Consider the following 26,354-nt stretch of genomic DNA (forward strand, 5'->3'; position numbering starts at 1 on the left):
CGGAGGACCCGGAGAGGTGTCACACCCGCATTCTCGTTGCCGTTACCGCTTCGTGTCACTCGCCTGTGGACAAGTAGGGGCGATATGCCGGGTGTGGGTCGTATGTCGGTGCGGGCGGGGGCCCTGGCCTCAGGAAGCGGGGAGGATTTCGCGCAGCTGGCCGGACGTCACGTCGAAGACGAAGCCGCGCACGTCGTCCGTGTGCAGGAGGAACGGCGAGGTCCGCACGCGCTGCATCGACTGCCGGACGTCCTGGTCGGCGTCCGTGTACGCCTCCACCGCCCAGACCGGACGCTGTCCGACCTCCTGCTCCAGCTCCTGGCGGAACTCCTCGGTGATGCTTTCGAGGCCGCATTTGGTGTGGTGGATGAGTACGACGCTGCGGGTGCCGAGCGCCCGCTGGCTGATGGTCAGCGACCGGATGACATCGTCGGTGACCACGCCGCCCGCGTTGCGGATGGTGTGACAGTCGCCGAGCTCCAGGCCGAGCGCGGCGTGGAGGTCGAGGCGGGCGTCCATACAGGCCACCACGGCGACGCCGAGCACCGGGCGGGCGTCCATGCCGGGATCGCTGAACCGGGCTGCGTAACGGGCGTTCGCCTCGACGAGCCGGTCGGTGGCCGTCCCGCCGGAACGGGCGGCGGAAGAGGTATCGGTTTCGGCGGAGGACTGCGCGGAAGTCGACATGGATAAGACGTTAACGCGCACGACCGTTCCTGGCGTGCTGTGGAAAGGGACAAAGAACGTCAACGAGACGTGTTGTGAGGTAAACCACAAGCCTCACTGTCCTGCACCCGGCCGAGTGAGTGCCCGGGTCCGCCGCGGCGGGGCGACGCGCTGCCCGCTTCGTTGATCGGGAATCGATCGAATGGCAGGGTGGACTAAAGTGACGCGAAGTTACCGACACGCCTGCACATTCTGCATATTTTTGCATGTTTCGAATTCCCCGTGATGTGCGGCGCACCTGCGGCCCGGCCCTCTCCCGCTCGCCGGTCGGCCGACGCCCCTTCCCCGGCGCCGGCGGGCCTCCCCTTCCGAGCGGGCGGGGACCGGACCGCAGGTGCGGCCGGCACGGGACTGAGCCTGAGAGGGCGCATTGAGCCAGACCCGACACGTCCCGGTGATGCTCCAGCGATGCCTGGACCTGTTGGCCCCGGCTCTGGAGGCATCAGGACCGCAGCCGCCCGTGGTCGTGGACTGCACCCTCGGACTCGGTGGCCACAGCGAGGCGCTCCTCGCCGCCTTCCCCACGGCGCGGCTGGTCGCGCTGGACCGTGACAAGGAGGCGCTGCGGCTCTCGGGTGAGCGCCTCGCGCCGTACGGGGACCGGGCCACCCTGGTGCACGCCGTCTACGACGAGCTGCCCGAGGTGCTGGACCGGCTCGGGATCCCCAAGGTGCAAGGGGTCCTGTTCGACCTCGGCGTCTCCTCCATGCAGCTGGACGAGGCGGACCGCGGCTTCGCCTACGCCCAGGACGCCCCGCTCGACATGCGCATGGACCAGACGACCGGCATCGGCGCCGCCGAGGTGCTCAACACCTACCCACCGGGCGAGCTCGTGCGGATCCTGCGTGCGTACGGCGAGGAGAAGCAGGCCAAGCGGATCGTCTCCGCGGTCGTGCGTGAACGCGAGAAAGAGCCCTTCAGCAACAGCGCCCGGCTCGTCGAGCTGATCCGGGACTCCCTGCCACAGGCCGCCAAGCGCACCGGTGGCAATCCGGCCAAGCGCACCTTCCAGGCCTTGCGCATCGAGGTCAACGGTGAACTCACCGTCCTGGAGCGGGCCGTTCCGGCCGCGGTGCAGAGCCTGGCCGTCGGCGGCCGGATCGCCGTCCTCTCGTACCACTCGCTCGAGGACCGGCTGGTCAAGCAGGTCTTCGCGGCCGGGGCGGCCAACACGGCACCGCCCGGACTGCCCGTCGTCCCCGAGCGCTACCAGCCCCGGCTGAAACTGCTGACCCGCGGCGCGGAACTGCCCACCGAGGAGGAGGTCGCCGAGAACCGGCGGGCCGCCCCCGCCCGGTTGCGCGGCGCCCAGCGGATTCGCGAGGAGGAGCGGTGAGCGCGCCCCGCCGGGCCGTCCGTACTCCGGCGAAGGCGGGGGCGCGGAGGTGACCGGAGCGGCCGAGCAGATGAAGGGGCGGGCCGGCCGGCTCGCCCGGCTGATGCCGTCGGGGCCGAGCACCGCGGCGCGTACCCCCTTCGTCCTGCTGGTCGTGCTGCTCCTCGCGGGTGGCCTGATCTCGCTCCTGCTGCTGAACTCCGCCCTGAACGAGGGATCGTTCAGGCTGAGCCGGATGAAGAAGCAGACCACCGAACTCACCGACGAGCAGCAGGCCCTGCAGCGCGACGTGGACAGCTACTCCCAGCCGGACGCCCTGGAGCGGCGTGCCCGCGAGCTCGGCATGGTCCCGGGTGGCAGTCCCGCCTTCCTGGATCCGGACGGCACCGTCAGGGGAGTGCCCGAGCGGGCCACCGCCGCACCGTCCCCCGTGGCCACGCCCTCACCGGCGGCGGGTCCGGCGGGCGGCCCGGCCGAGCCTTCCGGGGCCGCTTCATCCGGCGCCCCCGAGTCCCCCGCGCCTTCTCCGGCCGATTCCGCACCCGGGCCGGCCACGACCTCCCCCACTGTGCCCCCGACGAGCTCCGGCAGGTGACGAAGTGCCGTCCAAGGAACCGCCGCGCCGCCGCGTGCCCGGCCCCGCGCACCCCCGCAACGCGGCAGGCGGACCCGGACGTCCCCGGACCGCCTCCCGCCCCGAGGCGCGGCGGCCGTCCCGCCCGGCGACGAGGCGGCCTCGGGCCGGGGCGGCGCGCGGCGGGCCCCGGCGGGCTCTCCGGCTGGGCAACCCGCGTCCGAGGCTGCGCCTGATCAGCCTGTGTCTGACCCTCGTCATGCTGGCGTTCGTCGTCCGGCTCCTCCAGGTCCAGGCCGTCGACGCCAGCGCGTACGCGGCCAAGGCCGACAAGAACCGCTACCTCGAGTACACGATCGCCGCCGAGCGCGGTGAGATCACCGACCGGAGCGGCATCGCCCTGGCCACCAGCGTCGACGCCCACGACATCACGGCCGACCCGAAGCTGTTCACGCCCGAGGAGAGCAAGGCGCCGGACGCCCCGCGGCAGGCGGCGGCCCTCCTGGCGCCGATCCTCAAAAGGGACGCGGGGGAGCTGGAGAAGAAGCTCTCGACGCCCGGGAGCCGGTACACGGTGCTGGCCAGGCGGCAGACCCCGCAGGTCTGGAAGCAGATCAAGGACCTCAAGTCCGTCTTCGCGGAGAAGGCGGAGGAGGACCAGGCCGACGGCGGCCCGGGAGCCAATGTGCTGGCCGGGGTCCTGCAGGAGCCCACCACCAAGCGCGTCTACCCGAACGGCGACCTCGCCGCCGGAATACTGGGATTCGTCAACGCCGACGGCAAGGGCGGCGGTGGTCTGGAGGCCCAGCTGAACGACCGGCTCGAGGGCGAGGACGGCAAGATCCGGTACGCCCAGGCCGGCGGCCGCCCCGTGCCGACCGCCGGCTCCAAGGAGGTCCCGGCCGTCGCCGGCACCGACGTCGAGCTGACCATCGACCGTGACATCCAGTGGGCGGCCCAGCGGGCCATCGCCGACCAGGTGAAGACGTCCGCGGCGGACCGCGGTTACGTGATCGTCCAGAACGCCAGGACCGGCGAGGTGCTGGCCATGGCCAACGCCCCCGGCTACGACCCGAACGACCTCTCGCAGGTGGACGGGGCGGCCCTCGGCAACGCGGCGCTCCAGGACGTGTACGAACCGGGCTCCACCAGCAAGGTCATGTCGATGGCGGCCGTGCTGGAGGAGGGGGTCGCGACGCCCGGGACACATGTGACCGTCCCCAACCGGCTGCACCGCGGCGACCGCCTGTTCAGGGACGACATCGACCACCCCACCTGGTACCTCACGCTCAACGGCGTACTCGCCAAGTCCAGCAACATCGGCACCATCCTCGCCACCGGGCAGCTCGGCAAGAACCAGGCGGAGGCCAACAAGGTCCTCCACTCCTACCTGCGCAAGTTCGGCATCGGCAGCGCCACGGGGCTCGGCTCCCCGGGGGAGTCGCCCGGCATCCTCGCCGCGCCGCAGGACTGGTCGACCTCCCAGCAGTACACGATCCCGTTCGGCCAGGGGCTCTCGCTCAACGCCATGCAGGCCGCGTCGGTGTACCAGACCATCGCCAACGGCGGCGTCCGGATCGAGCCGACCCTCGTGCGCGGCACCAAGGACGGGGAGGGCCGCTACACGGCGGCCGAAACCCCCCAGAAGACCCGGGTGGTCAGCGAGAAGACAGCCAAGACCCTGGCGAAGATGCTGGAGTCGGTGGTGGACGACCAGGAGGGCACCGGGGCCAAGGCGCACATCGACGGCTACCGGGTCGCCGGCAAGACCGGGACCGCCAACCGCGTCGACCCCGTACGCGGTGTCTACAAGGGCTACACCGCCTCCTTCGCCGGCTTCGCGCCCGCGGACGACCCGCAGATCACCGTCTACTGCGCGATCCAGAATCCCACCAGGGGCAGCTACTTCGGCGGCCAGATCTGCGGGCCGATCTACAAGCAGGTCATGGAGTTCGCCCTGAAGACCCTCCAGACCGCCCCGTCCGGCACCGCTCCCGCGCGGCTGCCGGTGTCCTTCAAGCCCGGCGAGTGACTCGGAAGATCCTCAGTGACGACCATCACCCCCGATCCCGGGAACCGGAATGGGAAGTACCGCAACCCCGGCCCCTCGCTTCGCGAGAGGCCGGGTCCGCCCGGTACGCTCACCGCCGTGCCCCACGCTGATCAGTTCCAAACCACTCAGAAGGACGCGCCTGTGACCTACCCGGGAGCGCCCCGACCGGACCGGCTCCGGCCGACTTCCCTCGGAGAGCTGGCAGCCCGGCTGGGCGCCGGACCGCAGGCCTCCGGCGAGGTCACCGGGATCACCCACGACTCCCGGGCCGTGCGCCCGGGGGACGTGTACGCGGCCCTGCCCGGTGCCCGGCTGCACGGTGCGGACTTCGCCGCCCAGGCCGCAGGCCTCGGCGCGGCGGCGATCCTCACCGACCCGGCGGGCGCCGAACGCGCCGCCGCCACCGGTCTCCCGGTCCTGGTCGCCGACAACCCGCGAGGCCGGATGGGGGACATCGCCGCCGAGATCTACGGACGCCCGGGAGCGGACCTCCTGCAGATCGGCATCACCGGAACGTCCGGCAAGACCACCACGGCCTACCTCGTCGAGGGCGGCCTGCGCGGTGCCGGACGGAGCACCGGACTGATCGGCACCGTCGAGATGCGGATCGGCGACGAGCGCATCAAGTCGGAGCGCACCACACCGGAAGCGACCGACCTCCAGGCCCTGTTCGCCGTCATGCGCGAACGCGGCGTCGAGGCGGTCGCCATGGAGGTCTCCAGCCACGCACTCGTGCTGGGCCGGGTCGACGGCTGCGTCTTCGACGTGGCGGTCTTCAACAACCTCAGCCCGGAGCACATGGAGTTCCACTCCGGGATGGAGGACTATTTCCAGGCCAAGGCGCAGCTGTTCACCCCGCGGCGGAGCAGGCTCGGCGTGGTCAACTTCGACGACGAGTACGGCCGCAGGCTGGTCACGGAGGCGTCCGTCCCGGTCGTCACCTTCTCCGCCGAAGGCCACCCGGACGCCGACTGGCGGGCCGAGGACGTCGAAGTGGGCCCGCAGGACAGCACCTTCACCGTGGTCGGCCCCGCGGGCGAGCGGATCGCCGCCAGGGCGCCGCTGCCCGGCCCCTTCAACGTCGCCAACACCCTCGCCGCGATCGTCACGCTGGCCGCCGCGGGCGTCGCCCCGCAGATCGCCGCCGACGGCGTCGCCGCCGTCCCGGGGGTGCCCGGCCGGCTGGAACGCGTCGACGCCGGACAGCCGTACCTCGCCGTCGTCGACTACGCGCACAAGACCGACGCCGTCGAATCCGTCCTGCGCTCCCTGCGGAAGGTCACCGAGGGCAGGGTGCACATCGTGCTCGGCTGCGGTGGCGACCGCGACACGACGAAGCGCGGCCCGATGGGCGCCGCCGCAGCCCGCCTCGCGGACACCGCGGTACTGACCTCGGACAACCCCCGCTCGGAGGACCCCCTGGCGATCCTCTCCGCCATGCTGTCGGGCGCCGCCGAAGTGCCCGTCCACGAGCGCGGAGACGTGCTCGTCGACGCGGACCGGGCGGCGGCCATCGCCGCGGCGGTCGCCCGCGCCGAGCCCGGCGACACCGTGCTGGTGGCCGGGAAGGGCCATGAGCAGGGCCAGGACATCCACGGAGTGGTACGCCCCTTCGACGACCGCAAGGTCCTGCGCGAGGCCATCGAGCGTGCCTCGGGGCGCACGAACGCCGTGCACGCCCCCGCCGACCGCGCACTCACCCACGAGAACAACAGTCAGGGATGACCAAGTGATCGCCCTTTCCCTCGCCGAGATCGCCGAAATCGTCGGCGGGCAGCCGCACGACACTCCGGACCTGTCCGCCCTCGTCACCGGGCCCGTCGTCATCGACTCCCGGGAGGTGCGCCAGGGCGCCCTGTTCGCCGCGTTCGCGGGCGAGCGGGTCGACGGCCACGACTACGCCCGTCGCGCCGTCGAGGAGGGCGCGGTAGCAGTGCTCGCCGCCCGCCCCGTCGGTGTGCCGGCGATCGTCGTCGACGACGTCGTGGCGGCGCTCGGCACCCTCGCCCGAACCGTCGTCGAGCGCCTCGGCACGACCGTCGTCGCGCTCACCGGTTCGGCGGGCAAGACCTCCACCAAGGACCTGATCGCCCAGCTGCTGGAGCGCAAGGCCCCCACGGTGTGGACCCCGGGGTCCTTCAACAACGAGATCGGTCTGCCACTCACCGCGCTGAGTGCCACGGCGGAGACCCGTCACCTCGTGCTCGAGATGGGCGCGCGGGGCATCGGCCACATCCACTACCTCGCCGAGCTCACCCCGCCGCGGATCGGACTGGTCCTCAACGTGGGCAGCGCCCACATCGGCGAGTTCGGCAGCCGGGAGGCGATCGCGCAGGCCAAGGGCGAGCTCGTGGAGGTTCTTCCCGAGGACGGTGTCGCCGTGCTCAACGCCGACGACCCGCTCGTGCGGGCGATGGCGTCCCGCACAAAAGCCCGGGTGCTCCTCTTCGGGGAGGCCCCGGATGCGGACGTACGGGGAGAGAACGTCCGGCTCACGGACGACGGCCGCCCCGCTTTCGCGCTCCGCACACCCACCGGGTGCAGCGACGTGACCTTGCGCCTGTACGGTGAGCACCACGTGTCGAACGCGCTCGCCGCGGCCGCCGTCGCCCATGAGTTGGGCATGTCCGTGACCGAGATCGCCGATGCGCTCTCCGGGGCGGGCTCCCTCTCCCGCTGGCGCATGGAGGTCACCGAGCGTCCGGACGGTGTGACGGTCGTCAATGACGCCTACAACGCGAACCCCGAATCCATGCGAGCCGCGCTGCGTGCGCTGGCCGCCATGGGCAAGGCCTCACGGGCAGGGGGGGGACGCACGTGGGCGGTGCTCGGTCAGATGGCCGAGCTCGGCGACGCGTCGCTCGCCGAGCACGACGCGGTCGGACGGCTCGCCGTCCGGCTCAACGTCAGCAAGCTCGTCGCTGTCGGAGGAAGAGAAGCCTCCTGGCTGCAACTGGGCGCATATAACGAGGGTTCGTGGGGTGAGGAGTCGGTGCACGTGTCCGACGCACAGGCGGCCGTCGACCTGTTGCGCAGTGAACTGCGCCCGGGAGACGTCGTGCTGGTGAAGGCGTCCCGGTCGGTCGGCCTGGAGAAGGTCGCCCTGGCACTGCTGGATAACGCGACCGAGGGCGAGGTCGCCGTCCGATGAGGCAGATCCTCTTCGCGGGAGCCATAGGGCTCTTCCTGACCCTGGTCGGGACTCCGCTGCTGATCAAACTTCTGGCCCGCAAGGGCTACGGGCAGTTCATCCGGGACGACGGCCCGCGTACCCACGGCAGTAAGCAGGGCACGCCCACCATGGGTGGTATCGCCTTCATCCTGGCCACGATCATCGCGTACGTCCTGGCGAAGGTGATCACCGGCGAGGAGATGCGCTTCTCCGGTGTCCTCGTCCTGTTCCTCATGGCGGGAATGGGCCTCGTCGGCTTCCTCGACGACTACATCAAGATCGTCAAGCAGCGGTCGCTGGGCCTGAGGGCGAAGGCCAAGATGGCCGGCCAGCTGATCGTCGGCATCGCGTTCGCGGTGCTCTCACTGCAGTTCGCGGACGCCCGGGGCAACACACCGGCCTCCACCCGGCTGTCCTTCGTCGAGGACTTCGGCTGGTCGATCGGCCCGGTGCTGTTCTGCGTCTGGGCCCTGTTCATGATTCTCGCCATGTCCAACGGCGTGAACCTGACGGACGGTCTGGACGGCCTCGCCACCGGTGCGTCGGTCATGGTCTTCGGCGCCTACACCTTCATCGGGCTGTGGCAGTTCCAGGAGTCCTGCGCCAACGCGACCACGCTGACCAACCCACAGGCCTGCTTCGAGGTACGTGACCCACTCGACCTCGCGGTCGTGGCCTCGGCGCTGATGGGCGCCTGCTTCGGCTTCCTCTGGTGGAACACCTCGCCCGCGAAGATCTTCATGGGTGACACCGGCTCCCTCGCCCTCGGCGGCGCGCTCGCCGGTCTGGCGATCTGCTCCCGCACGGAGTTCCTGCTCGCCCTCCTCGGCGGCCTCTTCGTGATGATCACGATGTCCGTGGTCATCCAGGTCGGATCGTTCAAGATGACCGGCAAGCGGGTCTTCCGGATGGCGCCGCTCCAGCACCACTTCGAGCTCAAGGGGTGGTCCGAAGTCCTTGTGGTGGTCCGCTTCTGGATCATCCAGGGCATGTGCGTCATCGTCGGCCTCGGTCTCTTCTACGCGGGATGGGCAGCCAAGAAGTGAGCACCATGGACTGGCAGGGCAAGCACGTCACGGTCGCCGGGCTCGGCGTCAGCGGTATTCCCGCCGCCCGGGCCCTGCACGAGCGCGGGGCCCTCGTCACGGTCGTCGACGACGGCGACGACGAGCGCTCCCGCGCCCAGGCCGGCGAACTGGAGGCGCTCGGCATCACCGTGCGCCTCGGCGACGGTGCGACCCTGCCCGAGTCCACCGAGCTCGTCGTCACGGCCCCCGGCTGGAAGCCGGACAAGCCGCTCTTCCTCGCAGCCGCCGAGGCGGACGTCCCCGTCTGGGGCGACGTCGAACTCGCCTGGCGGCTGCGAGGCCCCGATGCCGCACCCTGGCTCGCGGTCACCGGCACCAACGGCAAGACCACGACCGTGCGGATGCTCGCCTCGATCCTCGAGGCGGCCGGTCTGCGCACGGCCGCGGTCGGCAACATCGGGGTCTCCCTGCTGGACGCGGTGCTCGGTGACGAGCCCTACGACGTGCTCGTCGTCGAGCTCTCCAGCTACCAGCTGCACTGGGCGCCCTCGCTGCGCGCCCATTCCGCGGCCGTGCTGAACCTCGCCCCGGACCACCTCGACTGGCACGGCTCCATGGCCGGTTACGCCGCCGACAAGGGCCGGATCTACGAGGGCAACAGCATCGCCTGCGTCTACAACGCCCAGGACGGGGCGACGGAGGACCTCGTGCGCGAGGCCGACGTCGAGGAGGGCTGCCGGGCGATCGGCTTCACCCTCGGTCCGCCCGGGCCCTCGCAGCTCGGCGTGGTCGACGGCATCCTCGTCGACCGGGCGTTCGTGGCCAACCGCCAGAAGCAGGCCCAGGAACTCGCCGAGGTCGGCGACGTCAATCCGCCGGCCCCGCACAACATCGCCAACGCCCTGGCCGCCGCGGCGCTCGCCCGCGCCTTCGGCGTGAAGCCGGCGGCCGTACGCGACGGGCTGCGGGCCTTCCGCCCCGACGCCCACCGCATCGAACACGTCGCCGACGTCGGCGGAGTCACGTACATCGACGACTCAAAGGCCACCAACACCCACGCCGCCGAGGCGTCCCTGGCGGCCTACGAGCCGATCGTCTGGATCGCCGGTGGCCTCGCCAAGGGCGCCACCTTCGACGAGCTCGTGACCGGGGCGGCGAAGCGGCTGCGAGGCGTCGTGCTGATCGGCGCCGACCGGGCGCTGATCCGCGAAGCCCTGGCGCGACACGCCCCCGAGGTACCGGTGGTCGACCTCGACCGGACCGACACTGGGGCGATGTCCGTGGCGGTCCGGGAAGCGGCAGGGCTCGCCCGGCCGGGCGACACCGTACTGCTGGCACCGGCCTGCGCCTCGATGGACATGTTCGTCAACTACAACAAGCGGGGCGAGGCGTTCGCGGACGCGGTGCGCCGGCTGGCCGACGCGAGCGCCTGACGGGCCGGGCGGCGGCGCCGTACTCTCCCGGAGGACCGGGGCACCGGCGCACCGCCGCGAGCCGTTCCGGGACCGCGGGTGACAGCCCCGGGCACGAGCAGTGGAGGGGACAGCGACAATGGCGGCCGACGAGAGCCCATCCGCACGCGGAGCGGCGCCCTCGCGGGCGACCGCGGCGATCAGCAGGGCGTTCACCCCGGGCCGGCTCGCCGGTGCGCTCCCCGCGGGCCCCGGACTGCCCGCGGGCGCCGCCCTGCGGAGCCGGCCCGCCACCGGCGCCCGGCGGCCCGCCGCGTCACGCGGCGGCGGCCACGGCCCGGCCCCGGCGCCCCGGCCGCCGCGGGGCGCGGGGGTGCGGCGGATGTACGAGCAGGCGCGACGGGCCTGGGACCGCCCTCTGACGGCGTACTACCTGATCCTCGGCTCCAGCCTCCTGATCACCGTGCTCGGCCTCGTGATGGTCTATTCCGCCTCGATGATCAAGGCCCTGGAGCTCGCCAAGCCCGGTACGTACTTCTTCCGCAAGCAGTTCCTCGCCGCCGTCATCGGTGCCGCGCTGATGCTGCTGGCCTCCAGGATGCCCGTCAAGCTCCACCGGGCGCTGGCCTATCCGCTGCTCATGGGCACGGTCTTCCTCATGGTCCTGGTGCAGGTGCCGGGGATAGGGATGTCGGTCAACGGCAACCAGAACTGGATCTACCTCGGCGGCCCGTTCCAGCTCCAGCCCAGCGAGTTCGGCAAACTCGCCCTCATCCTCTGGGGCGCCGACCTGCTCGCCCGCAAGCAGCACAAGCGGCTGCTGACCCAGTGGAAGCACATGCTCGTGCCGCTGGTCCCCGTCACCTTCATGCTGCTCGGGCTCATCATGCTCGGTGGCGACATGGGTACGGCGATCATCCTCACCGCCATCCTGTTCGGCCTGCTCTGGCTGGTGGGGGCGCCCACCCGGCTCTTCGCCGGCGTGCTCTCCGTCGCCGGCCTGCTGGCGTTCCTGCTGATCAAGACCAGCCCGAACCGGATGTCCCGGCTGAGCTGCATGGGAGTCAGCGAGCCCGGCCCCGACGGCTCCTGCTGGCAGGCCGTGCACGGCATCTACGCTCTGGCCTCGGGCGGATGGTTCGGTTCCGGGCTGGGTGCGAGTGTGGAAAAATGGGGTCAACTCCCTGAACCGCACACCGACTTCATCTTCGCCATCACCGGGGAGGAACTGGGTCTGGCGGGGACGCTGTCGGTACTCGCCCTGTTCGCGGCTCTAGGCTATGCGGGTATCCGCGTGGCCGGACGCACGGAGGACCCCTTCGTGAGGTACGCAGCGGGAGGCGTGACCACCTGGATCACGGCCCAGGCCGTGATCAACATCGGTGCGGTGCTCGGCCTGTTGCCGATCGCCGGGGTCCCGCTGCCGCTGTTCTCCTACGGAGGTTCGGCCCTGCTGCCGACCATGTTCGCTGTCGGGCTCATGATCGCCTTCGCGCGAGACGATCCTGCGGCGAAAGCGGCCCTGGCCATGCGGAGGCCCGGGGTCAGATGGAAGACGATGAGACGGCGCGTCACGAAGCGTCCGTCCGGAGAGCGGTGAATTTCGGTGCATGTCGTACTCGCCGGTGGGGGGACCGCCGGCCACATCGAGCCCGCGCTTGCCCTCGCAGACGCCCTGCGCAGGCAGGACCCGGCCGTGGGAATCACTGCCCTCGGCACGGAACGCGGACTCGAGACCAGGCTCGTACCCGAGCGGGGGTACGAGCTGGCACTGATCCCTGCCGTGCCGCTGCCGCGCAAGCCCACCCCTGAGCTGATCACCGTCCCGGGGCGGCTGCGCGGCACCATCAAGGCCGCCGAGCAGATCCTGGAACGCACCAGGGCGGACTGCGTGGTCGGCTTCGGCGGCTACGTCGCCCTGCCCGGCTACCTGGCCGCCAAGCGGGCGGGTGTCCCGATCGTCGTCCACGAGGCGAACGCCCGGCCGGGTCTCGCCAACAAGATCGGCTCGCGGTACGCCCACGGGGTCGCCGTCTCCACCCCGGACAGCAAGCTGCGCGGCGCCCGCTACATCGGCATCCCGCTGCGCCGGACCATCGCCACCCTCGACCGGGCCCGGGTCCGCCCGGAGGCGCGCGCCGCCTTCGGCCTCGACCCCAACCTGCCGACGCTGCTGGTATCCGGCGGATCGCAGGGCGCCCGGCACCTCAACGAGGTCGTGCAGCGGGTCGCGCCGCTGCTGCAGCGCTCCGGGATCCAGATCCTCCACGTGGTCGGTCCCAAGAACGAATTGCCGCGCATCGACAACATGCCCGGGATGCCGCCCTACATCCCGGTACCGTACGTGGACCGGATGGACCTCGCGTACGCGGCGGCCGACATGATGCTCTGCCGTGCGGGTGCGATGACCGTCGCCGAGCTCTCCGCCGTCGGGCTGCCCGCCGCCTACGTCCCGTTGCCGATCGGCAACGGGGAACAGCGGCTCAACGCCCAGCCGGTGGTCAACGCGGGCGGCGGCCTGCTGGTGGACGACGCGGCGCTCACCCCCGAGTGGGTGCAGGGCAACGTCCTCCCGGTGCTGTCGGATCCGCACCGGCTGTACGAAATGTCCCGGGCCGCGGCCGAGTTCGGGCGACGGGACGCCGACGACCTGCTCGTCGGCATGGTGTACGAGGCGATTGCCGCACGCCGCCAGGCGTGAGGCGGTGCGGGCCCGGGGCGTGCGTCCCGGGCCCGGCGAAGGAGCGAGCGTGGCCGGACCGACGACCGCCCAGCGCGGTGAAGCCAAGCGGGCCGACACCCCGGCCCGTCCGCCGCACATCGGCCCCCGGGGGCGCCGGCTGACCGGCCGGGTGCGACTGGTCCTGGCCGCCGTTGTCGTGGCGCTGGTCGCCGCGGGAACGGTCTGGGTGCTCTACGGCTCCTCCTGGCTACGGGTCGAGCGGGTGACGACCACGGGCACCGACGTGCTGACGCCGGCGGAGGTGAAGGCGGTGGCGGCGGTTCCGGTCGGATCCCCGCTGGTCTCCGTGGACCTCGACGCCATGGAGGCCAGGTTGCGCAAGAAGCTTCCCCGCATCGACTCGGTCGAGGTCGTGCGGTCATGGCCGCACGGAATCGATCTGGAAGTGACCGAACGCAAGCCGGTCCTGCTGGTCGAAAAGGGCGGAAAGTTCATTGAAGTGGACGCCAAGGGCGTGCACTTCGCCACCGTCGGCAAGGCGCCGGGGCACGTGCCCCTGCTCGAACTGTCGCCGGATCAGCCGGCCAGTCTGCGCCGCTTCGGCAGTGACCGTCTGTTGCGTGAGGCGGTGAGGGTCGCGGGAGACCTGCCGGGAAAGCTGGCCGCGGAGACCGATGTCGTGCAGATCACCTCGTACGATGCCGTTGTTCTCCGGTTGACCCGGGATCGCGCCGTTATGTGGGGCAGTAGTGAAGAAGGGCCCGTCAAGGCGCGCGTTCTGACCGCTCTCATGAAAGCGTCTCCCAAAGCGGGGCACTTCGACGTGAGCGCGCCCAGCGCGCCCGCCGCGTCGGAGAGTTGACGCACGTTTGGCCTGGCCAGCACCCTGGTTGGTCAGCGCTACGGGTGATCACATAGGGTGAAAAGAAAAACGGGAGGTTCGGCGTGTTCGTTGAACGTGCGCCACTTGTCGACTTAGTGTCCTGTTCGGAAGAGTCCAAGAAGCGGACACACTGGTAACCCTGAACTTCAACGTTAGGGTTCGGGCCGGCGTTCGGACCGTCCCAATCGGCATCCGTCGTCGCGGCGGGACTACCGCGAAGCGACGACACGTAACTCGAGGCGAGAGGCCTTCGACGTGGCAGCACCGCAGAACTACCTCGCAGTCATCAAGGTCATCGGTGTCGGCGGCGGTGGTGTCAATGCCATCAACCGAATGATCGAGGTCGGTCTCAAGGGCGTCGAGTTCATCGCGATCAACACCGATGCGCAAGCACTGTTGATGAGCGACGCCGACGTCAAGCTCGACGTCGGCCGTGAACTCACCCGTGGCCTCGGCGCCGGGGCGAACCCGGCCGTCGGTCGTAAGGCGGCAGAGGACCACCGTGAGGAGATCGAGGAGGTCCTCAAGGGGGCCGACATGGTCTTCGTCACCGCCGGAGAAGGCGGCGGCACCGGCACCGGCGGCGCGCCCGTCGTGGCCAACATCGCGCGCTCGCTCGGCGCTCTGACGATCGGCGTGGTCACCCGCCCGTTCACCTTCGAGGGCCGGCGGCGTGCGAACCAGGCGGAGGACGGCATCGCCGAGCTCCGCGAAGAGGTCGACACCCTCATCGTCATCCCCAACGACCGGCTGCTGTCCATCTCGGACCGTCAGGTCAGCGTGCTCGACGCCTTCAAGTCGGCCGACCAGGTGCTGCTCTCGGGTGTCCAGGGCATCACCGACCTCATCACGACCCCGGGTCTGATCAACCTCGACTTCGCCGACGTCAAGTCGGTCATGTCCGAGGCCGGATCGGCGCTCATGGGTATCGGGTCGGCGCGTGGTGACGACCGTGCGGTGGCGGCCGCGGAGATGGCGATCTCCTCGCCGCTCCTCGAGGCGTCCATCGACGGCGCCCGGGGCGTCCTCCTCTCCATCTCCGGCGGCAGCGACCTCGGTCTCTTCGAGATCAACGAGGCGGCTCAGCTGGTGAGCGAGGCGGCACACCCGGAGGCCAACATCATCTTCGGCGCGGTCATCGACGACGCGCTGGGCGACGAGGTCCGGGTCACCGTCATCGCCGCGGGCTTCGACGGCGGACAGCCGCCGGCCCGTCGCGAGACCGTGCTCGGAGCGAGCGCGGGCAAGCGTGAGGAGCCGGCGCCGCCGGCCCGGACCGCCGAGCCGGTGCGTCAGACGAGCACGCTGGGCTCCGTGCCCCCGCGCGAGGAGACCCAGGCGGCCTCCGAGCCGGCACCGGCCGCGAACGAGAGCTCGCTGCCGCCGGTCTCGCCCCCGCACGTCCCGACGGCCCGTCCCTACCAGGACAGCCAGGCCGAAGAGCTGGACGTACCGGATTTCTTGAAGTGATAGATCCGCAGCACGCGGTGAAGGCCGCGGTGGCTTCGGCGGACGGCGCCCATTTCGCTTTCACCGACAGGTGGGGCGGAGTGAGCGCCGTTCCGTACGAGGAGCTCAACCTCGGCGGCGCGGTCGGCGACGACCCCGCCGCCGTCGGCGCGAACCGGGAGCGAGCGGCCCGTTCGCTCGGCCTCGACCCGGCGGCGGTCGTCTGGATGAACCAGGTGCACGGGCGCGAGGTGGCGGTGGTCGACGGGCCCTGGGGCGACCTCGCGGAGATCCCGGCCGTGGACGCGGTGGTGACGGCCCGGCGAGGTCTCCCGCTGGCGGTACTCACCGCCGACTGCACGCCCGTCCTGCTCGCCGACCCCGTTGCCGGTGTCGTCGGGGCGGCCCACGCGGGCAGGCCCGGCCTGGTCGCGGGCGTCGTGCCGGCCGCCGTCGAGGCCATGATCACGCTCGGTGCCGAACCGTCACGGATCGTCGCCCGCACCGGACCCGCCGTCTGCGGCAGGTGTTACGAGGTGCCGGAGGCGATGCGCGCCGAGGTCGCCCAGGCCGTTCCGGCCTCCTGGTCGCAGACCTCCTGGGGGACCCCGGCCGTGGACGTCACCGCCGGAGTCCACGCCCAGCTCGACGCGCTCGGTGTGAGCGACCGGAGCCGTTCGCCGTTCTGCACCCTCGAATCGGGCGACCACTTCTCGTACCGCCGCGACCGCACCACGGGGCGGCTCGCCGGATATGTCTGGTTGGACAGGTAGGACATGACGGATCGTAAGGACCAACTCGCGGCGAACCTCGCACAGGTGGAGGAACGTATCGCCTCCGCCTGCGCCGCGGCGGGCCGCGAGCGGGAAGAAGTGACCCTCGTCGTGGTCACCAAGACCTACCCCGCGAGCGACGTGCGCATCCTGCACGAACTCGGTGTGCGCCATGTCGCCGAGAACCGGGACCAGGACGCGGCGCCCAAAGCCGCCGCATGTGCGGATCTGTCGCTCACCTGGCACTTCGTCGGACAGTTGCAGACGAACAAGGTCCGTTCTGTGACCGGATATGCCGATGTGGTGCAATCGGTGGACCGGGTCAAGCTCGTCACCGCGTTGTCCGCGGCGGCTGTGAAGGGCGGGCGGGAACTCGGCTGCCTCATCCAGGTCGCCCTCGACGCGGAGACCGGCGAGCGCGGTGACCGGGGAGGTGTCGCGCCGGACGCGATCGAGGAGTTGGCCGCGGCGGTGGAAACGGCGCCGGGGCTCAGGCTCGGTGGTCTGATGACCGTCGCCCCGCTCGCCGGGCCTTATGCGGGCCGGCAACGGGCCGCGTTCGACCGGCTGATGGAATTCTCATCCCGCCTGCGCGGGAACCATCCGGCTGCGAACATGGTCTCCGCAGGGATGAGTGCGGATCTCGAGGACGCGGTGGCGGCCGGAGCGACACATGTACGCGTCGGTACGGCGGTACTCGGAGTCCGACCCCGGCTCGGGTAACGTCGCGAAGCAAGTCGGACCACAGCAGAAAATATGGTCATTCCCGCTGATAGCGGGCAGGCCGGAGTGGATCTCGGGCACTTGGTGACACGAATGCCGATCCACCACAGAGCGGAGGACTCGGAGCATGGCCGGCGCGATGCGCAAGATGGCGGTCTACCTCGGCCTCGTGGAGGACGATGGGTACGACGGCCCGGGGTTCGACCCCGACGACGAATTCGAACCCGAGCCGGAGCCCGAGCGGGACCGGCGGCGGCACCAGCCCCCGCATCAGGTGGAGCGGGAGCGGGACGAACCGGTGCGAGTGGTGCAGCCACCCGCGCAGCGTGAGCCGGTTCAGCTCCCGGCGGAAGGCGGACGACCCGCCCGAATCGCCCCCGTGGCATCCATCACACCTGACCGCCCGAACATGGAGAAGAACGCACCGGTGATCATGCCCAAGGTCGTGTCCGAGCGGGAGCCCTACCGCATCACCACGCTGCACCCCAGGACCTACAACGAGGCCCGTACCATCGGGGAACACTTCCGTGAGGGCACTCCGGTGATCATGAACTTGACGGAGATGGACGACACGGATGCGAAGCGACTTGTCGACTTTGCCGCAGGACTCGTCTTCGGTCTCCATGGCAGCATTGAGCGCGTGACACAGAAGGTGTTCCTGTTGTCGCCTGCTAACGTCGATGTCACGGCGGAGGACAAGGCCCGCATCGCAGAGGGCGGATTCTTCAACCAGAGCTGAGAACACGACACCGGGAACGACCCGGCCGCGAGGCCGGAGCTACGACGAAAGCCAGGGGAGAGGGAAGCGCGGAACATGGGCGTCGCACTGGATGTGGTCTATATCGCGCTGATGTGTTTCCTCATCGTGCTGATCTTCCGGCTGATCATCGACTATGTCTTCCAGTTCGCACGTTCCTGGCAGCCAGGCAAGGCGATGGTGGTCGTTCTCGAGGGCACTTACACTGTCACCGATCCACCGCTGAAGCTTCTGCGGCGGTTCATACCGCCGTTGCGTCTCGGGGGCGTGGCACTTGACCTGTCCTTCTTCGTTCTGATGATCATCGTCTACATTCTGCTCAACATCGTGGGCAAGCTAGCGAGCAGCGTGTGAACGATACGGTCTTGCCGACTGCCGACGACTACGTAGAGGTGAAGAAGAGATGCCGCTGACCCCCGAGGACGTGCGGAACAAGCAGTTCACGACCGTCCGCCTCCGAGAAGGCTATGACGAGGACGAGGTCGATGCCTTCCTCGACGAGGTCGAATCGGAGCTGACCCGCCTGCTTCGTGAGAACGAGGACCTGCGCGCCAAGCTGGCAGCTGCGACGCGCGCGGCCGCGCAGAACCAGCAGCAGCAACAGCAGCAACAGCAGCAGGGTATGCGTAAACCGCCGGAGCCGCAGGACCGGCCCGGTGCCCCCGTACCCGCCGCCATATCGGGTCCGCCGGTGCAGCAGCAGCCCCCGCAGATGGGTCCCCCCCAGCTGTCCGGTGGCGCTCCGCAGCTGCCTGCCGGTCCCAGCGGCCATGGCCCCCAGGGCCACGGTCCCGGTCCGCAGGGCCCGCACGGCCCCGGCCCGATGCAGGGCGGTCCCATGGGTGGCCCGATGGGCGGCCCCATGGGCGGTCACGCCCAGCAGCAGCAGCAGATGCAGCAGATGCAGCAGCCGCAGATGCAGCAGCCGAGTCAGGGTCCCGGTGGCGACAGTGCCGCCCGTGTCCTCTCCCTCGCGCAGCAGACCGCCGACCAGGCGATCGCGGAGGCCCGTTCCGAGGCCAACAAGATCGTCGGCGAGGCGCGCAGCCGTGCCGAGGGCCTCGAGCGCGACGCGCGTGCCAAGGCGGACGCGCTGGAGCGGGACGCGCAGGAGAAGCACCGCGTGGCGATGGGCTCGCTGGAGTCGGCCCGCGCGACGCTGGAGCGCAAGGTCGAGGACCTGCGAGGCTTCGAGCGTGAGTACCGGACCCGTCTGAAGTCCTACCTGGAGAGCCAGCTGCGTCAGCTGGAGACCCAGGCCGACGACTCGCTGGCTCCGCCGCGGACCCCGGCTGCCGCGTCCCTGCCGCCGTCCCCCTCGCTGGCTCCGGCCGGTGCGGGTGCGATGGGGCACACCATGGGCGGCAACCACGGTGGCCACGGCAACCAGCAGATGGGTGGCGGCAACCAGTCGATGGGCGGCGCCCCGTCCTACGGCGGGCAGCAGCAGATGTCGCCCGCGATGACGCAGCCGATGGCACCGGTGCGGCCGCAGGCGCCGCAGCCGATGCAGCAGGCGCCTTCGCCGATGCGCGGGTTCCTGATCGACGAGGACGACAACTGAGCGGTGCGCGCTCGCTGAGCGCGTAGCCGTCGGCAGGCTGAGGGCCGGGCCCCGGGATTTCCCGGGGCCCGGCCCTTTTGCGTGTCGCCGGCGGGTGGGTGGTGCGGGTGCGGGTGGGGTGTCGGGCGTGGGCGTGGGGTGTCGGTGCTCGGGGTGACGGTGCGGGTCCGGTGCGGGTGGGCCGCCGCGTGGGGCTCCCCCTGCCCGCGCCTTCCCGCACCGGGACGACGGGCCATGACGCGGCGCGGGCCCGGCGGGGAGCGGTGCGCCGCGCGACCGGCCCGGGCCTGGGGTGCTGGGTCGTGCGGCCGGTGCGGCCGGGAGTGGGGCCTGGGGTGGAGGGCCGTGCGGCCGGCGGCGGCCAGGTGGGTACGGGGTGCGGCCGGACATGCCGAGGGCCCGGCCGGAGGTTCCGGCCGGGCCCTCGGTGCGCCGCGGGTTACCGCTCCGACTTGCGCAGACGGAACGTGAGGGCCAGGCCCTCGTCCTCGAAGGGCGTGCCGTACGTGTCGTCCGCCTCGCCCTGCGCGTAGTCCACGGCCAGGACCTCGTCCGTGATGAGGGACGCGTGCGCGGTCAGGGCCTCGGCCGTCGCGGCGGAGGCCGAGGTCCAGCGGACGGCGATGCGGTCCGCCACGTCCAGGCCGCTGTTCTTGCGGGCCTCCTGGATCAGCCGGATCGCGTCACGGGCCAGGCCCGCCGTCCGCAGCTCCGGGGTGAGCTCCAGGTCCAGAGCGACCGTCGCGCCCGAGTCGGACGCGACCGACCAGCCCTCGCGCGGGGTCTCCGTGATGATGACCTCGTCGGGGGCGAGAGCGATCCGCTCGCCGTCGACCTCGACCGACGCCGTGCCCTCGCGCAGCGCCAGGGAGAGCGCTGCGGCGTCCGCGTCCGCCACGGCCTTGGCCACTGCCTGGACGCCCTTGCCGAAGCGCTTGCCCAGCGCGCGGAAGTTCGCCTTGGCGGTGGTGTCGACCAGCGAGCCGCCGACCTCCGAGAGCGAGGCCAGGGAGGCGACGTTCAGCTCCTCCGTGATCTGGGCCCGCAGTTCGGGCGAGAGCGACTCGAAGCCCGAGGCCGCGACCAGGGCCCGTGACAGGGGCTGGCGGGTCTTGACGCCCGACTCGGCGCGGGTGGCCCGGCCGAGCTCGACCAGGCGGCGCACCAGCGCCATCTGCGTGGACAGCGCCGGGTCGACGGACGCCGGGTCCGCCTTCGGCCAGGAGGAGAGGTGGACCGACTCCGGGGCGTCCGGAGTGACCGGGACGATCAGGTCCTGCCAGACCCGCTCGGTGATGAACGGCGTCAGCGGGGCCATCAGGCGGGTGACGGTCTCCACGACCTCGTGCAGGGTGCGCAGCGCCGCCTTGTCGCCCTGCCAGAAGCGGCGGCGGGAGCGGCGTACGTACCAGTTGGACAGATCGTCGACGAACGCCGAGAGCAGCTTGCCTGCGCGCTGCGTGTCGTATCCCTCCAGCGCCTGGGTGACCTGGTCCACCAGGGTGCCCAGCTCGCCGAGCAGCCAGCGGTCCAGGACCGTGCGCTCCGCCGGCGCCGGGTCGGCCGCGGACGGCGCCCACTGCGACGTGCGGGCGTACAGGGCCTGGAAGGCGACCGTGTTCCAGTACGTCAGCAGGGTCTTGCGGACGACCTCCTGGATCGTGCCGTGACCCACGCGGCGCGCCGCCCAGGGGGAGCCGCCCGCCGCCATGAACCAGCGGACCGCGTCGGCGCCGTGCTGGTCCATCAGCGGGATCGGCTGGAGGATGTTGCCCAGGTGCTTGGACATCTTCCGGCCGTCCTCGGCGAGGATGTGGCCCAGGCACACGACGTTCTCGTAGCTCGACTTGTCGAAGACGAGTGTGCCCACGGCCATCAGCGTGTAGAACCAGCCGCGGGTCTGGTCGATGGCCTCCGAGATGAACTGCGCCGGGTAGCGGCTCTCGAAGATCTCCTTGTTCTTGTACGGGTAGCCCCACTGCGCGAACGGCATCGAACCCGAGTCGTACCAGGCGTCGATGACCTCGGGGACGCGGTACGCCTCCAGCTGGCAGTTCTCCTGGGTGCAGGTGAACGTGATCTCGTCGATGAAGGGGCGGTGCGGGTCCAGCTCCGACTGGTCGGTGCCGGTGAGCTCGGAGAGTTCGGCGCGGGAGCCGACGCAGGTGAGGTGGTCGTCCTCGCAGCGCCAGATGGGCAGCGGGGTGCCCCAGTAGCGGTTGCGGGACAGCGCCCAGTCGACGTTGTTGTTCAGCCAGTCGCCGAAACGGCCGTTCTTGACCGAGTCCGGGAACCAGTTGGTCTTCTCGTTCTCCTGGAGCATCCGGTCCTTGACGGCGGTCGTACGGATGTACCAGGACGGCTGGGCGTAGTACAGAAGCGCGGTGTGGCAGCGCCAGCAGTGCGGGTAGCTGTGCTCGTACGGGACGTGCCGGAAGAGCTTGCCGCGCGCGTCCAGGTCCTCGGTGAGGGCCTCGTCGGCCTTCTTGAAGAAGACGCCGCCGACCAGCGGGAGGTCCTCCTCGAAGGTGCCGTCGGGGCGGACCGGGTTCACGACCGGGAGGCCGTAGGAGCGGCAGACGAGGAGGTCGTCGGCGCCGAAGGCGGGGGACTGGTGGACCAGGCCCGTACCGTCCTCGGTCGTGACGTACTCGGCGTTGACGACGTAGTGCGCCTCGGCGGGGAACTCCACGAGCTGGAACGGGCGCTCGTACGTCCAGCGCTCCATCTCCCGGCCGGTGAAGGTCCGGCCGGTGGGCTCCCAGCCCTCGCCGAGCGCCTTCCCGAGCAGGGGCTGGGCCACGACGAGCTTCTCCTCGCCGTTCGACGCCACGACGTAGGTGACGTCCGGGTGCGCCGCGACGGCCGTGTTGGAGACCAGGGTCCACGGCGTCGTCGTCCAGACGAGCAGCGCGGCCTCGCCGGCCAGCGGGCCGCTCGTCAGGGGGAAGCGGACGAAGACGGAGGGGTCGACGACCGTCTCGTAGCCCTGGGCCAGCTCGTGGTCCGAGAGGCCGGTGCCGCATCGGGGGCACCAGGGGGCGACGCGGTGGTCCTGGACCAGCAGGTCCTTGTTGAAGATCTCCTTCAGGGACCACCACACGGAGTCGACGTACTCCGGGTCCATCGTGCGGTAGGCGTCGTCGAGGTCGACCCAGTAGCCCATGCGGGTCGTGAGCTCGGCGAACGCGTCGGTGTGGCGGGTCACGGACTCACGGCACTTGGCGTTGAACTCCGCGATGCCGTACGCCTCGATGTCCTTCTTGCCGTTGAAGCCCAGCTCCTTCTCCACCGCGAGCTCGACCGGCAGGCCGTGGCAGTCCCAGCCGGCCTTGCGGCCGACGTGGTAGCCCTGCATCGTGCGGAAGCGCGGGAAGACGTCCTTGAAGACGCGGGCCTCGATGTGATGTGCCCCGGGCATGCCGTTGGCGGTGGGCGGGCCCTCGTAGAAGACCCATTCGGGGCGCCCCTCGGACTGCTGGAGGCTCTTGCCGAAGACCTTGCTGTCACGCCAGAAGTCGAGCACGGCGTGCTCGAGGGCGGGCAGGTCGACCTGGGCGGGTACCTGGCGGTACTGCGGCGATGTCATGTGCGGGCTTCCTCCGGCGGACGTCTTCCACTTCCGTCGGAGGGACGAGAACCGTCACCGGCTCCCGCGGTACCACCCTCCTTGGCCCCGGGCGCGTGCCCGTGGCCCCCTCATTGGGGTCGCGATGCCGGTTCTACTGGCCTTGCGGCGTTCTTCCGGCGGCTCCGGGGTGATCTTCACGGCGCGCTCGCCCCCGGGCTCCCACCGTCCCCGGGTCGCTCCTGGCTGCGTACGACGCTACTCGTCCCATCGATGCCTCTCGCTGCGGCCAGTGTACGGGCCCGTACGGGCGACGGCCGACCGGTTGATCCGCAGGGCGTCGAGTGACCCGAATGGCCAGGCGGGACCGACGGACTTCCGCAGGGCGGGCGGGAGCGGATTACCGCGCCGCGAGCTGGGCACAACGCTTGGAGGTGCGCCGATGTCCGGCCACGGGGAGGGGCGAACCGGCGGCGTGCCCCGTTGCCGCGGAGCTGAGGTCGATTTATCGTCCCAGCACGATTCGCGTGCAAGATCACAATATGTGAAGGGGCCGCGGCCATGGTGGCGAAGAAGACCGCCGTATCGAGAACGGCGTCCGCGAGATCCACGGTTGCGGCGGCCGGGGAGATGCCCGGGGAAGCGGGAAGGGAGGCCGTCACGGCTCCCCCCGGGGAGGCGGGCACGGAGAAGCCGGGCAGGGCGGCGACGGGGACGGCCGCGGAGGACACGGCGGGACATCCGCCGCACGAGCGGGAACCGGCCGAACAGGAACCGGCCGAACAGGAACCGGCCGAACAGGAACCGGCCGAACAGGAACCGGCCGAACAGGAACCGGCCGAACAGGAACCGGCCGAACAGGAACCGGCGCACCACGCGCCGGCGAGGAAGAGCACGGCGAAGAAGAGCGCAGCCAGGAAGAAGCCGGTCAAGAAGGCTTCGAAGAAGGCCACGGGGGCGGCTCAGGCCGCCGAGCAGACAGGAGCCCACACGGTGGCAGCCAAGAAGAGTGCCGGCCGGACCACGACCGTCCCGGAGGACGGCGCGAGCGCGGTGCCGACGGCCCGCGCCGTCGCGACGCCTCCCGGGGAGCTGGCGGTCAGGCCGGGGGAGGACCCCTGGACTTCCGCGGAGGTCGCCGAGGCCCGCACGGAGCTGACCGGCGAGGTCGCACGCCTGCGCAGCGAGCTGGAGGCGTCCGGCGCGGCGCTGGCCGGGCTGATGCGGGACTCCGGCGACGGGGCAGGTGACGACGAGGCGGACACAGGCACGAAGAACATCACCCGCGAGCACGAGCTGTCCCTGGCGGCCCACGCCCAGGAGACTCTGGAACAGACCGAGCGTGCCCTGGCGAGGCTCGAGGCCGGGACCTACGGACTGTGCGAGGTCTGCGGCAAGCCGATCGGCAAGGCCCGTATGCAGGCGTTCCCCCGGGCCACGCTCTGCGTGGAGGACAAGCAGAAGCAGGAGCGGCGGAGCTGACCCACCGGGTGTGTCGTACCCTCGTCCTCAGTCAGGCACCTAGGTTGAGGGACTCACGTGGCAGAGGCGGAGCGCATCATCGGTACGCCGGACATCCCCGATGCCGAGGGGGCTGACGGGGCGGAGTCCCAGCAGTCCTCCCAGGACACGGACCGGGCCGACGGCACAGGTGGTGGCCGGGGCAGGAAGAAGATCCTCGTCCTCCTGGTCGTGGCCGTCCTGGCCTACCTCCTGGACCTGGTCAGCAAGATGGTCGTGGTCGCGAAGCTGGAGCACGAGGAGCCCATCGAGATCTTCGGCGACTGGCTGAAGCTCGACGCCATCCGTAACGCGGGTGCCGCGTTCGGGTTCGGCGAGGCGTTCACGGTGATCTTCACGGTCATCGCAGCCGGCGTGATCGTCGTCATCGCGCGGCTCGCCCGCAAGCTCTACAGCCTGCCCTGGGCCATCGCCCTCGGCCTGCTGCTCGGAGGGGCGCTCGGCAACCTCACCGACCGCATCTTCCGCGCGCCCGGAGTGTTCGAAGGCGCGGTGGTGGACTTCATCGCCCCCGCGCACTTCGCCGTCTTCAATCTCGCCGACTCCGCGATCGTCTGCGGGGGGATCCTCATCGTGATCCTCTCCTTCAAGGGCCTGGACCCCGACGGCACCGTGCACAAGGATTAGCGGCCGCAAGGCATACTCGACAGGTGAGTACGTATCCCGAGGTCCGCACCCTGCCCGTTCCCGACGGCCTGGAGGGCGAGCGCGTCGACGCCGCCATCTCCCGGATGTTCGGTTTCTCCCGCACCAAGGCCGCCGAGCTGGCGGCTGCCGGGAAGGTCCAGGTGGACGGTGCGGTGGCCGGGAAGTCGGAGCGGGTGCACGGCGGTGCCTGGATGGAAGTGGAGATGCCGCAGGCACCCGCTCCTGTCCAGATCGTCGCCGAGCCCGTCGAGGGCATGGAGATCGTGCACGACGACGACGACATCGTCGTCATCATGAAGCCGGTCGGCGTCGCCGCCCACCCCAGCCCGGGATGGTCCGGGACCACCGTCATCGGCGGCCTCGCGGCGGCCGGCTACCGGATCTCGACCTCGGGCGCAGCGGAGCGCCAGGGCATCGTGCACCGGCTGGACGTCGGCACCTCCGGCCTGATGGTCGTCGCCAAGTCCGAGCGGGCCTACACGCTGCTCAAGGCCCAGTTCCGGGACCGCGTGGTCGAGAAGAAGTACCACGCGCTGGTCCAGGGCCACCCGGACCCGATGAGCGGCACCATCGACGCCCCCATCGGGCGCCACCCCCAGCACGACTACAAGTGGGCCGTCACCGCCGAGGGCAAGCCCTCCGTGACGCACTACGACCTCATCGAGGCCTACCGTGCGGCCAGCCTGCTCGACATCAAACTGGAGACGGGCCGCACTCACCAGATCCGGGTGCACATGGCCGCCCACCGTCACCCCTGCGCGGGCGACCTGACCTACGGCGCGGACCCGACGATGGCCAAGCGCCTCGGCCTGACCAGGCAGTGGCTGCACGCGGTCCGCCTCGGCTTCGAGCACCCCGCGGACGGTGGCTGGGTAGAGTTCTCCAGCACCTACCCCGAGGACCTCCAGCACGCCCTCGACACCATCGCGGCCGAGAGCGAATGACCTCCGGTCCGGCCCCGTACAGCACGCGCCGGGCTGTCGGCGACAGCGATCTCGCGGCCTGCTTCCAGGTCCGCAAGGACGTCTTCGTCGGCGAACAGCAGGTGCCCGAGGAGATCGAGTACGACGCCCACGACGCCTCGGCCGTGCACGTCCTGGCCGTCGCCGCGGACGGCTCCGCGCTCGGCACGGGGCGGCTGCTGCACGGTGCGGCGGCGGCGGACAGGACCGGCGATGACCTCACCGTCGGCTCGCTCGGCAGGCTGGCCGTGATCTCCGGGGCCCGCGGCCTCGGAGTCGGGGCCGCGCTCGTCCGCGCCATCGAGCAGGAGGCGCGCGCACTGGGTCTGGCCGGCGTCGACCTGCACGCCCAGACACACGCACTCGGCTTCTACGAGCGGCTCGGCTACGTGGCGTACGGCCCCGAGCTGCTGGACGCCGGGATGCCGCACCGGGCCATGCGCCGCGCACTGTGAGCGTGCGTCGCACCGGGGGTCGTGCGGTCGGCGGACCCCGGCATGGCACGCTTGAGGGCCTGATCGG

Annotated in this window: 22 protein-coding genes; 20 read left to right on the top strand and 2 right to left on the bottom strand. The window is 70.8% G+C overall.

Annotated elements, in window-relative coordinates:
* Positions 1–129: 129 nt before the first annotated feature.
* A complete protein-coding gene (locus QFZ58_RS26820) occupies positions 130–687 on the bottom strand; it encodes a carbonic anhydrase (protein ID WP_307127461.1) in 558 nt (185 codons plus the stop codon).
* 409 nt (positions 688–1,096) lie between these two features.
* On the opposite strand from QFZ58_RS26820, the gene rsmH reads away from it, so the two are divergent.
* From rsmH to QFZ58_RS26900, 16 genes are all read left to right on the top strand, one after another.
* The gene (gene rsmH / locus QFZ58_RS26825) at positions 1,097–2,062 is read left to right on the top strand and encodes a 16S rRNA (cytosine(1402)-N(4))-methyltransferase RsmH (protein WP_307127462.1); all 966 of its coding nucleotides are present in this window, start codon (positions 1,097–1,099) and stop codon (positions 2,060–2,062) included.
* A 49-nt stretch (positions 2,063–2,111) separates the two neighbouring features.
* Positions 2,112–2,657, top strand: a complete 546-nt coding sequence (locus QFZ58_RS26830) for a septum formation initiator family protein (RefSeq protein ID WP_373428591.1) — start codon at positions 2,112–2,114, stop codon at positions 2,655–2,657.
* A gap of 4 nt (positions 2,658–2,661) precedes the next feature.
* Positions 2,662–4,668, top strand: a complete 2,007-nt coding sequence (locus QFZ58_RS26835; RefSeq protein ID WP_307127463.1) for a penicillin-binding protein 2 — start codon at positions 2,662–2,664, stop codon at positions 4,666–4,668.
* A 15-nt stretch (positions 4,669–4,683) separates the two neighbouring features.
* Positions 4,684–6,414 (top strand): UDP-N-acetylmuramoyl-L-alanyl-D-glutamate--2,6-diaminopimelate ligase, encoded by a 1,731-nt coding sequence (locus tag QFZ58_RS26840; RefSeq protein WP_373428592.1) that lies wholly within the window; start codon positions 4,684–4,686, stop codon positions 6,412–6,414.
* Positions 6,415–6,418: 4 nt separating this feature from the next.
* Positions 6,419–7,840 carry a UDP-N-acetylmuramoyl-tripeptide--D-alanyl-D-alanine ligase gene (gene murF, locus QFZ58_RS26845; RefSeq protein ID WP_307127465.1) on the top strand — a complete coding sequence of 474 codons (1,422 nt, stop codon included), beginning with the start codon at positions 6,419–6,421 and terminating at the stop codon, positions 7,838–7,840.
* Positions 7,837–8,907 (top strand): phospho-N-acetylmuramoyl-pentapeptide-transferase, encoded by a 1,071-nt coding sequence (mraY, locus tag QFZ58_RS26850; RefSeq protein WP_307127466.1) that lies wholly within the window; start codon positions 7,837–7,839, stop codon positions 8,905–8,907. The genes murF and mraY overlap by 4 nt, the downstream gene beginning before the upstream one ends.
* On the top strand, positions 8,889–10,322 hold the full coding sequence (gene murD / locus QFZ58_RS26855) for a UDP-N-acetylmuramoyl-L-alanine--D-glutamate ligase (RefSeq protein WP_307127467.1): 1,434 nt from the start codon (positions 8,889–8,891) through the stop codon (positions 10,320–10,322). The genes mraY and murD overlap by 19 nt, the downstream gene beginning before the upstream one ends.
* 118 nt (positions 10,323–10,440) lie before the next feature.
* Positions 10,441–11,901: a putative lipid II flippase FtsW gene (ftsW, locus tag QFZ58_RS26860; RefSeq protein ID WP_307127468.1), complete on the top strand. Its 1,461-nt coding sequence runs from the start codon at positions 10,441–10,443 to the stop codon at positions 11,899–11,901.
* A gap of 6 nt (positions 11,902–11,907) precedes the next feature.
* Positions 11,908–13,002, top strand: coding sequence for an undecaprenyldiphospho-muramoylpentapeptide beta-N-acetylglucosaminyltransferase (murG, locus tag QFZ58_RS26865; RefSeq protein ID WP_307127469.1), 1,095 nt, complete (start codon positions 11,908–11,910; stop codon positions 13,000–13,002).
* 49 nt (positions 13,003–13,051) lie between these two features.
* Complete coding sequence (locus QFZ58_RS26870) at positions 13,052–13,846, top strand: cell division protein FtsQ/DivIB (RefSeq protein ID WP_307127470.1); 795 nt, start codon at positions 13,052–13,054, stop codon at positions 13,844–13,846.
* 276 nt (positions 13,847–14,122) lie between these two features.
* Positions 14,123–15,337, top strand: a complete 1,215-nt coding sequence (gene ftsZ / locus QFZ58_RS26875; protein WP_307127471.1) for a cell division protein FtsZ — start codon at positions 14,123–14,125, stop codon at positions 15,335–15,337.
* A 17-nt stretch (positions 15,338–15,354) separates the two neighbouring features.
* Positions 15,355–16,089, top strand: a complete 735-nt coding sequence (pgeF, locus tag QFZ58_RS26880; RefSeq protein ID WP_307129003.1) for a peptidoglycan editing factor PgeF — start codon at positions 15,355–15,357, stop codon at positions 16,087–16,089.
* Between the two features lie 3 nt (positions 16,090–16,092).
* Entirely contained in the window at positions 16,093–16,812 is a 720-nt protein-coding gene (locus QFZ58_RS26885; protein ID WP_307127472.1) for a YggS family pyridoxal phosphate-dependent enzyme, read from the top strand.
* Between the two features lie 127 nt (positions 16,813–16,939).
* The gene (locus QFZ58_RS26890; RefSeq protein ID WP_307127473.1) at positions 16,940–17,551 is read left to right on the top strand and encodes a cell division protein SepF; all 612 of its coding nucleotides are present in this window, start codon (positions 16,940–16,942) and stop codon (positions 17,549–17,551) included.
* A 75-nt stretch (positions 17,552–17,626) separates the two neighbouring features.
* A complete protein-coding gene (locus QFZ58_RS26895) occupies positions 17,627–17,923 on the top strand; it encodes a YggT family protein (RefSeq protein WP_307127474.1) in 297 nt (98 codons plus the stop codon).
* A 49-nt stretch (positions 17,924–17,972) separates the two neighbouring features.
* A complete protein-coding gene (locus tag QFZ58_RS26900; RefSeq protein ID WP_307127475.1) occupies positions 17,973–19,133 on the top strand; it encodes a DivIVA domain-containing protein in 1,161 nt (386 codons plus the stop codon).
* Between the two features lie 439 nt (positions 19,134–19,572).
* Here QFZ58_RS26900 and ileS read toward each other — a convergent pair whose 3' ends face one another.
* Entirely contained in the window at positions 19,573–22,722 is a 3,150-nt protein-coding gene (gene ileS, locus QFZ58_RS26905; protein WP_307127476.1) for an isoleucine--tRNA ligase, read from the bottom strand.
* Positions 22,723–23,262: 540 nt separating this feature from the next.
* On the opposite strand from ileS, the gene QFZ58_RS26910 reads away from it, so the two are divergent.
* Genes QFZ58_RS26910 through QFZ58_RS26925 form a run of 4 tightly spaced genes read left to right on the top strand, consistent with a single transcriptional unit; the run spans position 23,263 to position 26,287 of the window.
* The gene (locus QFZ58_RS26910) at positions 23,263–24,183 is read left to right on the top strand and encodes a TraR/DksA C4-type zinc finger protein (protein WP_307127477.1); all 921 of its coding nucleotides are present in this window, start codon (positions 23,263–23,265) and stop codon (positions 24,181–24,183) included.
* 57 nt (positions 24,184–24,240) lie between these two features.
* The gene (lspA, locus tag QFZ58_RS26915; protein ID WP_307127478.1) at positions 24,241–24,849 is read left to right on the top strand and encodes a signal peptidase II; all 609 of its coding nucleotides are present in this window, start codon (positions 24,241–24,243) and stop codon (positions 24,847–24,849) included.
* Between the two features lie 23 nt (positions 24,850–24,872).
* The gene (locus tag QFZ58_RS26920; RefSeq protein ID WP_307127479.1) at positions 24,873–25,814 is read left to right on the top strand and encodes an RluA family pseudouridine synthase; all 942 of its coding nucleotides are present in this window, start codon (positions 24,873–24,875) and stop codon (positions 25,812–25,814) included.
* Positions 25,811–26,287, top strand: coding sequence for a GNAT family N-acetyltransferase (locus tag QFZ58_RS26925; protein WP_307127480.1), 477 nt, complete (start codon positions 25,811–25,813; stop codon positions 26,285–26,287). Before QFZ58_RS26920 ends, QFZ58_RS26925 begins: the two co-directional genes overlap by 4 nt.
* The last annotated feature ends 67 nt before the right edge of the window (positions 26,288–26,354 follow it).

Source organism: Streptomyces sp. B1I3 (genome assembly GCF_030816615.1).
Classification (GTDB): Bacteria; Actinomycetota; Actinomycetes; order Streptomycetales; family Streptomycetaceae; genus Streptomyces.